Origin of the sequence: Niallia sp. XMNu-256 (assembly GCF_036670015.1) — a bacterium.
Taxonomy (GTDB): Bacteria; Bacillota; Bacilli; order Bacillales; family Cytobacillaceae; genus Bacillus_BD.
The window spans coordinates 412,639-428,444 of record NZ_CP137636.1 but is presented as its reverse complement, the minus strand read 5'-3'; the positions used below and the strand labels follow the sequence as shown (position 1 = coordinate 428,444).

At 39.0% G+C, this 15,806-nt stretch carries 11 protein-coding genes; 1 reads left to right on the top strand and 10 read right to left on the bottom strand.

Going from position 1 to position 15,806, the window contains the following annotated elements; translation table 11 throughout:
• Positions 1-129: 129 nt before the first annotated feature.
• Entirely contained in the window at positions 130-600 is a 471-nt protein-coding gene (locus R4Z10_RS02185) for a thioredoxin family protein (RefSeq protein WP_338471604.1), read from the bottom strand.
• A 266-nt stretch (positions 601-866) separates the two neighbouring features.
• Between R4Z10_RS02185 and putP the strand changes: the two genes are divergently transcribed.
• Positions 867-2,360: a sodium/proline symporter PutP gene (gene putP / locus R4Z10_RS02180; RefSeq protein ID WP_338471603.1), complete on the top strand. Its 1,494-nt coding sequence runs from the start codon at positions 867-869 to the stop codon at positions 2,358-2,360.
• Between the two features lie 157 nt (positions 2,361-2,517).
• On the opposite strand, the gene gatB is transcribed toward putP, so the two are convergent.
• The 9 genes from gatB to pcrA all read right to left on the bottom strand — a co-directional run bounded on the left by gatB (position 2,518) and on the right by pcrA (position 15,783).
• Positions 2,518-3,945: an Asp-tRNA(Asn)/Glu-tRNA(Gln) amidotransferase subunit GatB gene (gatB, locus tag R4Z10_RS02175; protein ID WP_338471602.1), complete on the bottom strand. Its 1,428-nt coding sequence runs from the start codon at positions 3,943-3,945 to the stop codon at positions 2,518-2,520.
• Positions 3,946-3,957: 12 nt separating this feature from the next.
• On the bottom strand, positions 3,958-5,415 hold the full coding sequence (gene gatA / locus R4Z10_RS02170; RefSeq protein ID WP_338471601.1) for an Asp-tRNA(Asn)/Glu-tRNA(Gln) amidotransferase subunit GatA: 1,458 nt from the start codon (positions 5,413-5,415) through the stop codon (positions 3,958-3,960).
• Between the two features lie 14 nt (positions 5,416-5,429).
• On the bottom strand, positions 5,430-5,720 hold the full coding sequence (gatC, locus tag R4Z10_RS02165; protein ID WP_338471600.1) for an Asp-tRNA(Asn)/Glu-tRNA(Gln) amidotransferase subunit GatC: 291 nt from the start codon (positions 5,718-5,720) through the stop codon (positions 5,430-5,432).
• Positions 5,721-6,017: 297 nt separating this feature from the next.
• The gene (locus tag R4Z10_RS02160; protein ID WP_338471599.1) at positions 6,018-6,461 is read right to left on the bottom strand and encodes a YueI family protein; all 444 of its coding nucleotides are present in this window, start codon (positions 6,459-6,461) and stop codon (positions 6,018-6,020) included.
• A gap of 243 nt (positions 6,462-6,704) precedes the next feature.
• Positions 6,705-7,991, bottom strand: coding sequence for an isocitrate lyase (gene aceA, locus R4Z10_RS02155; RefSeq protein WP_338471598.1), 1,287 nt, complete (start codon positions 7,989-7,991; stop codon positions 6,705-6,707).
• Between the two features lie 144 nt (positions 7,992-8,135).
• Positions 8,136-9,737 carry a malate synthase A gene (gene aceB / locus R4Z10_RS02150; RefSeq protein ID WP_338471597.1) on the bottom strand — a complete coding sequence of 534 codons (1,602 nt, stop codon included), beginning with the start codon at positions 9,735-9,737 and terminating at the stop codon, positions 8,136-8,138.
• Between the two features lie 267 nt (positions 9,738-10,004).
• Positions 10,005-11,177, bottom strand: a complete 1,173-nt coding sequence (locus R4Z10_RS02145; RefSeq protein ID WP_338471596.1) for a CamS family sex pheromone protein — start codon at positions 11,175-11,177, stop codon at positions 10,005-10,007.
• A gap of 191 nt (positions 11,178-11,368) precedes the next feature.
• Complete coding sequence (gene ligA, locus R4Z10_RS02140; protein ID WP_338471595.1) at positions 11,369-13,384, bottom strand: NAD-dependent DNA ligase LigA; 2,016 nt, start codon at positions 13,382-13,384, stop codon at positions 11,369-11,371.
• 152 nt (positions 13,385-13,536) lie between these two features.
• The gene (pcrA, locus tag R4Z10_RS02135) at positions 13,537-15,783 is read right to left on the bottom strand and encodes a DNA helicase PcrA (protein WP_338471594.1); all 2,247 of its coding nucleotides are present in this window, start codon (positions 15,781-15,783) and stop codon (positions 13,537-13,539) included.
• Between the last annotated feature and the right edge of the window lie 23 nt (positions 15,784-15,806).

Genomic DNA, 15,806 nt, shown 5'->3' with positions numbered 1-15,806 from the left:
CCACATGATGGCCACTTTCTAATTCATTCAGTTTTGTTTGATTATGCAATTTTTGCTAACGTGCTTAAGATACTTTCAGCTACCTCATGCCATAACTCTTCCTCAACTCCATAGCGTTCACCTAATTGTTTATATAAGGCCATGCTTTTCGTTAAAGGCTGGATCATCTTGACTAGGTAGTTTTCTTAGCTCGCTTGTCACTAATTCCTGTAACTTAGGTGCTCTTGGTCCCCAAACCGCTTTTTCTTCCCCATTTTCATCAAAAAAAATATAGATTGGAATGGATCTAGCTGTTCCATTCGTTAAATATTGATCCATTAATTCAAGGTTTTGGTCCCTTAAGATGAAACGAACATCAATCTTTGCCTCCTCGGCAATGTGTAACAAGATCGGATTATTTAACATCGCGTCTCCGCACCAATCCTCTGTAAGCACAATTGCACTTAAGCCCAAGCCTTGAAATTTTTGAGCTTCTTCTTTTTCTTTCACACTCAATGTAAAGGCATCATTAATATGTTCCATCTTTTCCTTATTAACCTTCATTCCGGAAATATACTCTTTTGTTGTTAATCCTTTTTCAAACCACTGTTTTAATCCCATCAACTTCACGTCCCTTGTTGAACTTTACTAACTTATCTTTATTTTCCTGCTATTTTCCTTTAATATCAAGCTTTCCGAACACTGAGTCTGCCCTCCTTTTGTGGGAATTATAGATAACTGGCAGATTTCCATAAAAAAAACACTTCACGTCCTTTTTTTCCTTTTATTATTATATTGTCAAAGACTTTTAAAAAATATAGAATATAGATATTGACTTTTGTGATATTTTTAACAATAACTGGGAAATAAAATTAAAGGAGAATTTTATGACTGATGAAATATATCAATTAATTACGATTATTATTTATTTCGGGATCATGTTGTATATCGGTTGGTATTCATACAAAAAAACGGTAAATCTAACCGACTATATGCTTGGAGGTCGTTCACTCGGACCGGCTGTCACTGCACTTAGCGCTGGAGCAGCTGATATGAGCGGATGGTTGCTTATGGGCTTGCCGGGTGGAATCTATGTAACAGGTCTTGCTGATGCGTGGATTGCTATTGGATTAACGCTCGGTGCTTATGCCAACTGGTTCTTTGTTGCACCAAGACTTCGTTCATACACACAAGTGGCCAATGACTCTATTACAATTCCAAGCTACTTAGAAAATCGTTTTAAAGATTCTACGAAACTACTTAGAATTGTCTCTGGCTTAGTCATTCTTATTTTCTTCACCTTCTATATTTCTTCTGGGATCGTTTCTGGCGGTGTATTCTTTGAATCCTCTTTTGGAGTTGATTATAAAGTTGGATTGATTATCGTTGGTGGAGTTACGATCGCTTACACACTGTTTGGTGGTTTCCTAGCAGTTAGTTACACTGACTTTCTTCAAGGTATGATGATGCTAATAGCACTGATCCTAGTGCCCTCAATCGCTATTTTTTATACAGGCGGTCCTGGTGAAACATTTAATACAATCCGTGCGATTGATCCGACTATGCTAGACTTATTTAAAGGAACTACCGTTATCGGGATTATTTCCGCTTTAGCATGGGGACTCGGTTACTTCGGACAACCCCATATTATTGTGAGATTTATGGCGATTAAAACGATACGAGAAACGAAAAGTGCACGTCGAATCGGAATGAGTTGGATGATTTTCTCTTTACTTGGAACGATGATGACAGCACTAGTCGGAATTGCCTTCTTTGCGAAAAATCCGCAATATACATTAGATAATCCAGAAACTGTCTTTATTACATTAGGACAGATTATTTTTCACCCATTGATTGCAGGTTTCTTATTAGCCGCTGTGCTTGCGGCAATTATGAGTACGATTTCTTCCCAGTTAATCGTTACATCAAGTGCCTTAATTGAGGATTTATATAAAGTATTATTCAGAAAAAATGCTACTGACCGTGAGTATGTGTTTTTAGGCAGAATGGCAGTATTGCTTGTTGCGATTGTGGCCTTTATTTTAGCACTTAACCCAGACAGTACAATATTAGACCTAGTTGCCTATGCTTGGGCAGGCTTTGGAGGGGCATTTGGACCAGTCATTCTTCTAAGTTTATTCTGGAGAAAAATGACCAATTGGGGCGCGCTAGCTGGAATGATTAGTGGGGCTGTGACCGTTATTGTATGGGCCAACTTAACCGAATCAGGCTACATTCCATTCTCTTTATATGAAATCGTACCTGGCTTTGTAGTGAATCTATTATTCTCTGTTGTTGTAAGTTTAATTACTTATAAACGAGATGAAACGATTGAAAAAGAGTTTGATGAGACGATTCGTTTACTTAAAACTGAAAACTAATACTGACAAAAGACGACAATTCTGTCGTCTTTTTTGTCTTTTCCCGGGAAATATGTAAATATTTTGTCGTAATTGATTGGATTTATTTCTGAATAAATTATCCCAAAACAATACAAAAAAACGCTGGTAAATTAAGATGTTTACCAGCGCTTCTCATTTATAGTTTGTTTAACTCTTCCATAAGGATTTTGTTAACCAATTGTGGATTTGCTTGTCCTTTAGACGCCTTCATAACTTGGCCTACTAATGAACCAACTGCTTTTTTCTTCCCATTTTGATAATCTTCCACCGATTTTGGGTTATTAGCAATTGCTTCTGTGACCCATTGTAATAAAGCACCTTCATCAGATACTTGAACAAGTCCTTTTTCTTTAACGATTGTTTCAGCATCGCCACCGTTTTCAATCAACTCTTTAAAAACAGTTTTAGCAATTTTTGAAGAAATCGTTCCATCTGTGATTAATTTAATAATGCCTGCTAACCCCTCAGGAGTAAGGGCGACATCATGTAATTCTTTCTGCTCTGCATTTAAGTAGGCAGACACATCTCCCATGATCCAGTTGGAAGCAAGCTTCGCATCTGCACCTGCAGCAACTGTTGCCTCAAAGAAATCAGCACTTTCTTTAGTTACCGTTAATACAGCTGCATCATAGGCTGGCAATCCAAACTCTTCGACATAACGTTTTTTACGTTCATCTGGAAGCTCTGGGATTTCAGCCCGTATACGCTCTTTCCATTCTTCATCAATATATACATCTAATAAATCAGGTTCTGGGAAATAACGGTAATCATCAGATCCCTCTTTTACCCTCATTAGACTAGTCGTACCGCTAGCTTCATCATAACGACGAGTTTCTTGCTCGATTACTCCGCCAGAACGCAGGACTTGAGCTTGTCTTTTTTCCTCGTATTCTAGCCCTTTTCGAACGAAGTTGAACGAGTTTAAGTTCTTTAACTCGGTTTTTGTTCCGAATTCCTCTTGCCCAACAGGTCTTAAGGAAATATTCGCATCACAGCGAAGCGATCCTTCTTCCATTTTACAATCAGATACACCTGTATACTGAATGATGGACTTTAATTTTTCCAAGTAAGCATACGCTTCATTTGGTGTACGAATATCCGGCTCAGAAACGATTTCAATTAAAGGTGTTCCTTGTCGGTTGTAATCACATAGGGAATATCTACCTTCATGATTTAACTTACCAGCATCTTCTTCTAAATGAATACGAGTAATGCCAATTTTTTTCTTATAGCCGTCTACTTCAATTTCAATCCAGCCATGCTCTCCAATTGGTTTGTCAAATTGAGAGATTTGATAGGCTTTTGGATTGTCCGGATAAAAGTAATTCTTTCGGTCAAATTTTGTATGCGAAGCAACTTCACAGTTTAGCGCCATGCATGCTTTCATTCCAAAATCAACGACCTTTTTATTTAAAACCGGCAACACACCTGGATAACCAAGCTCGATTACAGATGTATTTGAATTTGGCTCCGCTCCAAATTGATTCGGGCTAGCTGAAAAGATTTTTGAATTAGTTTTTAACTCAACGTGGACTTCAAGTCCAATGACAGTTTCAAATTCCAATGTTCTCCCCCCTTACAGTGCAGGTTTTTGTTTATGATAATCCGTTGCTTGCTCAAACGCATGAGCAACACGGTAAACCGTACTTTCATCAAAATGTTTTCCAATAATTTGTAGTCCAAGCGGCAATCCATTAGTAAATCCACATGGAACAGAGATGGCTGGTACTCCCGCAAGGTTAATCGGAATCGTTAATATATCGTTCATATACATTGTTAATGGATCTGAAATCAATTCACCAATTTTAAATGCAGGTCCTGGGTTTGTTGGTCCAATGATACAGTCATATTTTTGCAAGACATCGTCAAAATCCTTTTTAATCAATGTACGCGCTTTTTGTGCCTTTTTATAATAGGCATCATAATAACCAGAGCTAAGAGCGAACGTCCCAAGCATAATTCTCCGCTTTACTTCGTCTCCAAACCCTTCTGCTCTTGTATTTTTATAAAGATCCATTAAGGTTTCAGAATTTGGTGAACGGTAGCCATAGCGAACCCCATCAAAGCGAGCTAAGTTCGCTGATGCTTCTGAAGAGGATAGCAAGTAGTAAGTTGCTAGTGCATACTTAGAGTGTGGAAGTGAAACTTCTTCCCATTCTGCTCCTAGTTTTTCCAATACCTTTAATGCATCTAGTACAGATTGACGAGCTTCCTCCCCGACACCTTCACCTAAGTATTCTTTTGGTACCGCGATTTTCAAGCCTTTAATATCACCTGTTAAAGCATCAAGGTAGTTAGGAACTTCTACATTGGCCGAAGTAGAATCCATCGAATCCAACCCAGAAATCGCCTGTAATAAGTAAGCATTGTCCTCAACCGTTCTTGTAATCGGACCAATTTGGTCTAATGAAGATGCAAAAGCAACTAGACCATGTCTAGATACACGACCATAAGTAGGCTTCAAGCCTACGACACCACAAAATGCAGCCGGTTGTCGAATGGAACCGCCTGTATCAGAACCTAAAGAAAATAGAATTTCTCCCGCCGCAACAGAAGCAGCCGAACCACCTGATGAACCGCCTGGTACCGCTTCTAAATTCCAAGGATTTTTCGTCTTTTTAAAATAAGAGTTTTCCGTTGAAGAACCCATGGCAAACTCGTCCATATTTAATTTACCTATAGTAATCGTTTCTGCTTTATGTAGATGGTCAACAACCGTTGCATTATAAATAGGGTTGAAGTTCTCGAGCATTCTACTTGCACAAGTTGTTCGTATATTTTTAGTGACAATATTATCTTTTACACCGATTGGCATTCCAAATAATAATCCTTTGGCTTCGTCAGTACCCACTTTTTCGTCTAACTTTTTTGCCATTTGACGGGCGTTTTCTTCGTCCAATGTTAAAAATGCCTGTACCTTGTCTTCTACTTCTTGAATGCGTTTGAACGATTCATCAACAAGATCAGACACTGTGATTTCTTTTTTTTGTAACAGATTATGTAAGTCTGCTACCTTTTGATCAAACAAACTCACCGTGTCTCCTCCTTTTACTCAATAATGGCTGGAACTTTAATTTGCCCGTTTTCATGATCTGGGGCATTTTTCAAGACTTCTTCAACTGGTAAACCTGGCTTCGCTACATCTTCACGATATACGTTTTTCATATCTAATACATGTGAGGTTGGTTCTACATGATCTGTATCCAATTCATTCAGTTCTTCGGCAAATGAAATAATCGCGTCCAATTGCTTGGAAAATTTTTCAGCTTCTGCGTCTGTAATTGCAAGTCTAGCCAAATTAGCCACATGTTTTACCTCATCAATCGTAATTTTCGTCATCTTTGTCACCTCCAAATGGTTCGAGCATCATTCCACGATAATATTGATAATATCAAACTTTAAAGCCCCAAACAAGATATCAAATAAGCCTTGGCGTACTTGCGCCACAAAAATTTTAGCGAGCTTGCTCGATTAACTTCCTCTAAAAATTTATGGCATTCGCTAAAGGCTTTACCTTCGTTCAGCACATCCTTTTATATCGAAAGCTTACGACAGGTACAGAAGTCTCCACTTCTGCTTAAATGAGGGTAAAGGCATTGAACCCCACGTCAATGCCTTTACCCTTTTTATGAGCTTTTATAAGCGCTTTTTTAAAAAGGAAAATAAGCCTTTTTTCTTTTTCTCTGGTGGTTCGGTCTCAGATGAATCTGCCTTTTTTGTTACATAAATTTCCTCTGTATTGACGGCATCTTCATGGGTAAGAACAAGGCCAATATCTGTTTGATGATCCTTATTCGTGACAATCGTAAAGGGGATTTGTTGTCGGTTGGCTAACCCGATATATTTTGATAAGAAACGATAATCAATATCACCATTTAATAACAATTGAAGCTTGGGTTGATTTTTCATTGCTCGTTCTATTTCATTATATATTTGTTGTTCCATTACTTGCCCTTTTGTTAAAGCAATTTCGATCCTCTCTCGGATGGTACCAAGAAACTTCCTCCGTTCATCAGGATTGGTTTCTTTAGGTCCATAAATCCCTTGCATAAGATAATCCTCTACTTTCGAATCCGACAAGACAACACCCCCTTTATTCTTATTATTATGTATATGAGGGCTTTTAACAAGTGATAAACAAAGGGCAAAGTTTCCTAATAGCCCTGTGGTAGGCTCTAAACATATGTATCCATTGGAAAAGTATCTTTGTTATGGTTTTTTTAATCTAATCCCATTGGATAATGGTCTTTGGATCCTTTCTAATGAAAACTTAAACCCCCCTTCTCAAAAGAAAAGGGGGTCCAATGGATAATAAACAACTATTTACTTTCGATCCGATGAAAATTGTTCTTCTTCTGTCGAACCTTTTAATGCAGTTGTTGAAGAAGTTCCACCTGTAACAACCATGGAAACTTGATCAAAGTAACCTGTTCCCACTTCGCGTTGGTGTCTTGTTGCAGTGTAGCCATGACGTTCGCTATCAAACTCTGCTTGCTGCAACTGAGAATAGGCAGCCATTCCATAGTCTTTATAGCCTCGAGCTAATTCAAACATGCTGTGATTCAACGAATGGAAGCCAGCCAGTGTAACGAATTGGAATTTATAGCCCATTTTCGCAATTTCCTCTTGGAAAGTAGCGATCGTCTTTTCATCCAGCTTTTTCTTCCAGTTAAATGAAGGCGAACAGTTATAAGCCAACATTTTACCAGGGAATTTCTCATGAATTGCATCTGCAAAACGTCTAGCATCCTCAAGATTTGGTTCAGATGTTTCACACCAAATTAAATCAGCATAAGGTGCATAAGCAAGACCACGAGCAATTGCTTGATCAATACCTGCTCTTGTACGGTAAAATCCTTCAGGTGTTCTTTCACCTGTAATAAACGGTGCATCTGCTGGATCCACATCACTTGTAATTAAATCAGCCGCATCCGCATCAGTACGGGCAATTAAAAGCGTCGGCGTTCCCATGACATCGGCGGCTAGGCGAGCGGCAACTAGGTTGCGAACCGCCGTTTGTGTTGGTAATAGAACTTTCCCACCGAGATGTCCACATTTCTTTTCAGAGGAAAGTTGATCTTCGAAGTGAACGCCTGCAGCTCCTGCTTCAATCATCCCCTTCATTAATTCAAAGCAGTTCAACTGTCCGCCAAATCCTGCTTCTGCATCGGCTACAATCGGTTGGAACCAATCAACCGAATCATCGCCTTCAAGGTAATGGATTTGGTCCGCACGCTGTAGTGCTTGGTTAATTCGTTTAACAACATTTGGAACACTGTTGGCTGGATATAAACTTTGGTCTGGATACATGTGTCCGGAAAGGTTTGCATCCGCCGCTACTTGCCAGCCGCTTAAATAGATCGCTTTAAGACCTGCTTTTACTTGCTGAACCGCTTGATTCCCTGTCAATGCCCCCAATGCCCGAACAAAGTCTTCTTCATGAAGATATTTCCAAAGCTTTTCAGCCCCTCTTTTTGCGAGTGTGTGCTCAATATCAATGGAACCTCTTAACCTAATCACATCTTCCGCACTATACGGTCTTTTGATTCCTTTCCAACGTTCATCTCTATTCCAGCTATTTGTTAATTCTTGAATTCTACGATTTGGCATTATGATCCATCTCCTTTATTTTTATTAATAGGTTCATTAAAATTTAATGGTAGTCCTAAGCCAATGGTATGCATGTGAATAAGTTTTATTCGAATAAATAACGTAATTTACCATGGGTGTCTAATCTATCAAACTCTTAATCAACTAGGCTTCTAGTTTTCCATAGCCCGGTAACGTTAGAAATTCAACAAACTCTTCTTGGATAATCAATTCATCAAATAGTTTAGAAGCTTCATTGAAACGACCTTTATTAAAATATTCTTCCCCTACTTCTTTCCTGATCTTTTCAAGCTCCTCTGCTTTCAGAATTTTATACATCTCAAGAGTCACCTTTCTTCCATCATCTAATTTTCCTTCAGGGTGGCGGATCCACTGCCAGAGCTGAGCTCGGCTGATCTCTGCAGTTGCCGCATCCTCCATTAGATTGTTAATTGGAACTGCACCTCTTCCACAGAGCCAGGCCGCAATATACTGAATTCCAACATTAATATTCATACGGACACCAACTTCTGTGATCGTTCCTTTTGGAACCTCTAGTAAGTCGGCTTCACTAATCTTCAAGGATCGTTGTTTCCCAGATCGAATTTGGTTATTTTGCGGCATTTCGCGATTGAATACTTCCATTGCAACTGGTACTAAGCCTGGGTGAGCCACCCATGTACCATCATGACCATCACGAGCCTCCCGTTCTTTATCTGCTCGTACTTTAGCAAAGGCTTCTTCATTTGCCCTTTCATCCCCACGAACAGGAATTTGTGCAGCCATTCCACCGATCGCAGGCGCTTTTCGCTTATGACAAGTTTTAATCGTCAGCAATGAATAAGATCTCATAAAAGGAACTGTCATGGTTACCTGTGAACGATCTGGTAATATTACATTCTCTTGATTGCGAAGTTTTTTAATATAACTAAAAATATAGTCCCATCTCCCGCAGTTTAGTCCTGCCGAATGTTCTTTTAACTCATAGAGAATTTCGTCCATTTCAAACGCAGCCAGAATCGTTTCAATTAAGACTGTAGCCTTAATTGTTCCTTTTGGAACTTGTAAGTATTCTTGTGCGAAAACAAAGATATCATTCCAGAGGCGGGCCTCAAGATGACTCTCTAGTTTCGGTAAGTAAAAGTATGGCCCTGTTCCACGTTTAATCAGCTCATGAGCATTATGGAAGAAGTACAATCCGAAATCTACAAAGCTACCTGAAATGGGATGACCATCTAGCAATATATTTTTTTCCTTCAAATGAAGGCCTCTTGGACGTACAAGTAAAACAGCGGTTTGATCTTTTAAACGGTATTCCCTACCGTCAGGATTTTGAAAAGTAATCGTCCGGTTAACCGCATCTTTTAAGTTTATTTGGCCTTCCATAACGTTTCTCCATGAAGGGGAGGTTGCGTCTTCGAAATCTGCCATGAATACTTTTGCTCCTGAGTTAAGAGCATTGATTACCATTTTTCGATCAGTAGGTCCTGTTATTTCTACACGCCGATCTTGAAGATCTTGAGGTAACGGCCATATTGTCCAACTATCATCATTTCGAATCGATTCTGTCTCTTTTAGGAAAGTCGGAAGTGCCCCACGGTCAATTTCCTTCTGCCTTTTATGTCGTCTTAATAATAATTCTTTCCTTTTAGATCCAAATCTTGTTTCCAACTGGGCAATAAATTGTAAGGCTTCAGGAGTTAAAATTGTCTCAAAACCTTCGTTTACTTCACCAACAACTTGAATATTGGATGAGCGTATAGTCAATAGTTGAACCTCCTTTGTTATAATACATTATTTTAATTACTTACTGTATTATATAACACAATATCCAAAATAATATCACTTTTTTGTAAATAATTCTGAAAATTCGTTCGACATTATTTTGATTATTGTGACAAACCTATGATAAACAATGATTTTTCTTCACACAAAAAGACACCCAACTTAGAGATATGCAAAACAAATTCCACATATGTGTAAATTTTTACCACTCTTAGTTAAGTGCCTAAAGTTCCTTATTTATTTATTTATTTATTTATATATGTGAACAAATGGTTCTTTCTGATCTACATCTTTGACAATTAAAGCCTCTGGCCCCAATACAGATGTGATATTGACTTGGACGGCTATATAATTAGGGAAATGTTCCATCACTTTACCAGTAACAAATTGAGTAAAACCAATAGCCTCTGTTTTTCCATAAAATTGGATAGGAATGTCTATATTTAATTCCTGTAGTTGACCTCCCATGTAAAATGCCCGGCCTACAACACCATTAAAATTTGGGAAATACGTTTCGACATCTTGTTTAAAGTTCGAAAATGAAGTCACATCATCCCGATGTTTCTCTGTTGCTTCACTTGATGGAAACAGAATATATTTCTCATCAATATTTTTCCAGTCGCTTAAATTTGAACTTCCTTTGTTAGCATGAGCATAAGCGATGAAGTTTCCAGGTACTACCGATGTTTTACTCGCTTGTTCAAATAACGCAATAGTAATCGGAACTTCACCAAGCCCTTCGACCGCACGTAACCGCTTTATGACCTCTTCACCAATTTTTCTTCCTTCAGCTACTAATTTATTATGATCTATTTTTGTTTGAAAGGTAGCCCCATATGCTTCTTTTTGATAATAGTGGACTGAATTTAGCGCAAGACCAACAACGACCCCGCCCAATCGAACCTTTCCATTATCATTCTTAATTAAATAATTATGTTCGAGAATATGTGCCAAGTATATAGGATTCTTTTCATTTCGTTCAGCAATACTCCCCTGTTCATCGTCAATTGGATTTAACCCTAAGTTCTCTTCCTCTGTAAGGTTTCTTGTCTCTAGCTGAGCAGGGGTGTACTTCCTTTTTAACCACGAGGTAACAGTTGCCTTATCTAAGTATTGCCCCTCTTGGAACAAATATTTGTCAGGATCAAAATTGCGCATCGCTACTCTCATTAAGCCTGTCTCGAACTCATTTAAATTATATTTTGTACTTACGTTATTAACGACCAAGCCCCTTGTTTGTGACTCTTTGAAAGGTAAAATCGTTCGATAATATTCATCCGATATTTTATACTTCGGAATGATCGCTTGTTCTTCTTCCGAATCTTGTTGATCTTGCACAATTTCCTCTTGCTTATTAAAATTAGGGGCACACCCCGTAAGGATCAGAACAATACTAAGTGCTATAAATATGATTTTTTGCACGTACTACACCTTCTAACTAATAAAGTGAAACTTCCATCAGTGGGGTATTTTTTCCCACTGATGGTTAGTTTGCGGCCAGCAGAAAGCTGGTCATACAGACGTTGCTATAGCGCATATTTGATGTTGTCTGCGTTCATTGTTTCGGATCTAACTAACAGTTGACCCTGACTACGTTACATTATTTAACCTTTTTAGTTACGACGCGATAGTTCTTCGACCAATTTCTCCTCATTCCAAACCGTTATTCCCAACTCTTCTGCTTTCTTTAATTTTGATCCCGCATCTTCCCCTGCAATAACTAGATCTGTTTTTTTGCTGACACTTCCCGCTACTTTTCCACCAAACATTTCAATTTTTTCTTTTGCTTCATTTCGAGTTAATTGTTCTAATTTTCCAGTTAAAACGATTGTCTTTCCAAAGAAGATAGACTCATCATCTTCACTTGATACAACCGGACGAACCCCTGTATATTCCATATTTAATCCCAAAACTGTTAGTTCTTGAATAAGCTCTAGGACTTCCTCTTGTTGAAAGAAGGTAACAACGGAATCAGCCATCTTTTCGCCAATCTCATTAATTGATGTCAACTCTTCCACTGTTGTTCCAACCAACCGGTCCATTGACTGAAACTCTAAAGCTAACGTTTTCGCCGCTTTTGCCCCCACATGACGGATTCCAAGTCCAAATAGGAGTTTTTCAAGTGAGTTCCCCTTTGATTTTTCAATCGCTTGTAAAAGATTAGAAACAGATTTCTCTCCCATCCGCTCTAATTTCAGCAGTTGCTCCCGCTCTAAACGATATAAATCTGCGACATCTTCCACTAGCTTTTCATCAAACAATTGAGCGATGACCTTTTCACCAAGTCCTTCAATGTTCATCGCATTTCTAGAAACAAAGTGAATAAGTCCCTCACGAATTTGGGCCGGACATTTCGGATTGATACAACGGAGAGCAACTTCTTCTTCTAAACGAACGAGCTCACTTTCACACTCCGGACAATGAGTTGGCATGCGAAACTCAACCTCTTCACCAGTCCTTTGATCAAGAACAACATTCACAACTTCCGGAATGATATCCCCAGCCTTTTTAATCACCACTGTATCACCGATTCGGATATCTTTTTCACGAATTAAATCCTCATTATGGAGGGTTGCCCTTCCTACCGTTGTCCCTGCGACTTTGACAGGCTCTAAAATGGCTGTTGGTGTTACGACTCCCGTTCGACCAACATTTAGTTCGATATCCAGTAATGTTGTGACCACTTCCTCCGCTGGGAATTTATAGGCAATCGACCAACGTGGACTTTTCACCGTTGTTCCAAGAACCTCTTGCTGAGCAAAGGAATTTACTTTAATGACAATCCCATCGATTTCGTATGGAAGATGTGGACGTCTTTCAAGCCAACCATTGACATAATCGATAACCTCATCTATATTGTCACACTTCCTACGTTCCTGGTTTGTTTTAAAGCCGAGAGTATCCAACCAATCAAGCCCTTCACTATGGCTCGATATATTGACACCACCTGCATTTGCAATGGAATACAAGAATATATCTAGCTTACGTGATGCAGCTATTTTTGGATCAAGTTGTCGTAAAGAACCAGCCGCTGCATTTCTTGGATTGGCAAATAATACTTCACCGTTGTTTTCCCTCTGCATATTTAAACCCAGAAATGAATGCTTCGGCATAAATGCCTCGCCTCGTACTTCAAGTGTGAGAGGCTGTGATAAACGCAATGGAATGGAGTGAATCGTTTTTAAGTTTGCGGTAATATCCTCTCCCGTAGTCCCATCTCCACGAGTTGCACCTCGAACAAAAATTCCATTTTCATATTTTAACGACACGGCCAAACCATCAATTTTTAATTCACAGACATATTCATATTGATCCCCGACCGCTTGACGGACCTTTCGATCAAAGTCTCGTAAGTCTGCTTCATTAAAGGCATTTCCCAGGCTAAGCATTGGAATATCGTGAGTAACCTTACGAAACATATCCAAAATCTGGCCACCGACACGTTGTGTAGGGGAGTCAGGCGTCATCAGATCTGGATATTCAAGCTCTAAATCTTGTAACTCTTTTAATAAACGGTCGTATTCAGAATCGGGAACAGATGGTTTGTCTAGCACATAATATTCATAACTGTACTTATTTAATAGACTTCTTAACTCTTCTATCCTTTTTTCTGCATTATGACGCTCCATAGAAACTTCCTTTCATTTTCCTTTTTTCTTGTAGAAAATGGCTAACCTACCCTAACCGCACTGGGCCTGCTAAAATTAGTGTTTGTTAGAGCAGGATAACCAATGATTTCTAGTGGACTGCAAACCTTCACCTAGACTTTTAAAGCCCTATTTTATACTTTTGTGATCGGGGCAAACTTCGCCAATAACCGTTTTACGCCGGTTGGACTCGGGAACGCAATATCTAGTTCAGTTCCTTCTCCTTCCCCTTTTACACTAACAACCGTTCCAATTCCCCACTTTCCATGTTGAGCCTTGTCGCCAACTTTCCAACCTGCTTCATTACCACCGGTATCTTGAACGGTTGGACGCATTACTGCCTTCCTTGAAGAAAACGGCTGCCTTTGACTTTGCAATGGCGAGCCTGAGGTTGATATAGGTCTTGAAGCGGCTGCCTCACGTCTTTTCTGACTTGGACTTGTCCCCTCGATCAACTCTTCCGGAATTTCTTTAATAAAACGGGAAGGTGCGTTCATAGTCGTTCTTCCAAAGAGGGTCCTCATTTGAGCATTCGTGATGAAAAGCCGTTCTTCAGCTCTAGTCGCCGCTACATACAGTAACCGTCTTTCTTCCTCCATTTCTTCCAATTCCATTAAAGATCGACTATGCGGGAATACCCCTTCCTCTAGTCCGATTAAAAAGACAACTGGAAATTCGAGCCCTTTTGCTGAATGGACTGTCATTAACACAACCGCATCCGCTTGTTCACCATCATCATCTAATTTATCAATATCGGCTACAAGTGCGAGGTCTGTTAAAAAGCCAATCAAACTTTTATCCTCACTATTTTCTTCAAAGTTCTTTGTTACGGATAAAAACTCTTCGATGTTTTCAAGTCTACTTTGAGATTCTATCGTATTTTCTGCTTTTAACATATCCCGATAACCTGTTTTATCAAGGACCTCTTCAACCAATTCAGTGACAGATAAATACTCTTGCATTTGTGTATAACCATTGATTAAATTTCTAAATTGCACTGTTGCCTTTGTAATTTTCGGGCTCAATCCTATTAATTCTACTGAATCAAGAGCTTGATAAATAGAAATATCATGATTGCCAGCAAAATTAGCCATTTTATCAAATGAAGTTGATCCAATTCCTCTTTTTGGAACATTAATAACTCTTTGCAAGCTAATATCATCATCTGGATTGGCAATTAAACGAAGATAAGCGAGAACATCCTTGATCTCTTTTCGATCATAGAACTTTGTTCCTCCGACAATCGAGTATTCAATGTTTGATTTTAAAAGAACTTCCTCCATGACACGGGACTGGGCATTGGTTCGGTATAAAATCGCCATATCTGAATACTTTCGATTCTCTTGCTTCATTAATTCTTTCATTTTACTAACGACAAATTGTGCTTCCCCTTGTTCACTGTCAGCACGGAAATATTCAATTTTATTCCCTTCAGGATTTTCCGTCCACAAGTTCTTTTCCTTACGACTTGAGTTATTGGAAATGACTTTATTCGCCGCTTGAAGAATTCGTTTCGTCGACCGGTAATTTTGCTCAAGCAGAATCACTTCTGCTCTTGGGTAATCTTTTTCAAACGATAAAATGTTGCCAATATCTGCTCCACGCCAGCGGTAGATGGATTGATCCGAATCGCCGACTACACATAAATTCTGAAAACGTGCCGCCAATAACCTTACAAGCATGTATTGAGATCTGTTCGTGTCTTGATATTCGTCGACGTGGATGTATTGAAACTTTCGTTGGTAGTATTCGAGAACTTCGGGTACTCGTTTGAATAGTTGAATGGTTGTCATGATGAGGTCGTCGAAATCTAGACATTGGTTTTTACGTAATCGCTTTTGAAATTCGGTATAAACCTCACTTACGACATTTTCAAAGTAATCCCCAGCGTTTTTCGCATATTGTTCTGGATCGATTAGTTCATTTTTCGCAGAACTAATACTGCTTAGGATTCCACGTGGATCAAATTTTTTCGGATCAATGTTTTTGTCCTTTAGAATTTGTTTAATAACTGAGAGTTGGTCTGAAGTATCTAAGATTGTAAAGTTCCGATTAAAGCCGATTCGATCAATATCTCTTCGTAATATCCGTACACACATGGAGTGGAACGTTGAAATCCATACTTGATCAGCCGTTCCACCCATCATTTTTTGAATCCGTTCCCTCATCTCGCGCGAAGCTTTATTCGTAAAAGTAATCGCTAAAATATTGTAAGGATTCACGTATTTTTCTACCATTAAATAAGCAATCCGGTGGGTGAGGACCCGTGTTTTACCACTACCGGCACCTGCCATGATCAATAAAGGGCCATCTGTCGTTTTAACAGCCCTTTGTTGCTCCGGATTTAGACCATTTAACAGTTTGTCTGTTAAATAATTCATTTTCGTTCATCACCGCCATATCA

Excerpts from the sequence above, each read along its gene's own strand:
- R4Z10_RS02185 (WP_338471604.1), bottom strand. The coding sequence starts at position 600 with ATGGGATTAAAACAGTGGTTTGAAAAAGGATTAACAACAAAAGAGTAT.
- gatC (WP_338471600.1), bottom strand. The coding sequence starts at position 5,720 with ATGACGAAAATTACGATTGATGAGGTAAAACATGTGGCTAATTTGGCT.
- putP (WP_338471603.1), top strand. The coding sequence starts at position 867 with ATGACTGATGAAATATATCAATTAATTACGATTATTATTTATTTCGGG.
- pcrA (WP_338471594.1), bottom strand. The coding sequence starts at position 15,783 with ATGAATTATTTAACAGACAAACTGTTAAATGGTCTAAATCCGGAGCAA.
- aceA (WP_338471598.1), bottom strand. The coding sequence starts at position 7,991 with ATGCCAAATCGTAGAATTCAAGAATTAACAAATAGCTGGAATAGAGAT.
- ligA (WP_338471595.1), bottom strand. The coding sequence starts at position 13,384 with ATGGAGCGTCATAATGCAGAAAAAAGGATAGAAGAGTTAAGAAGTCTA.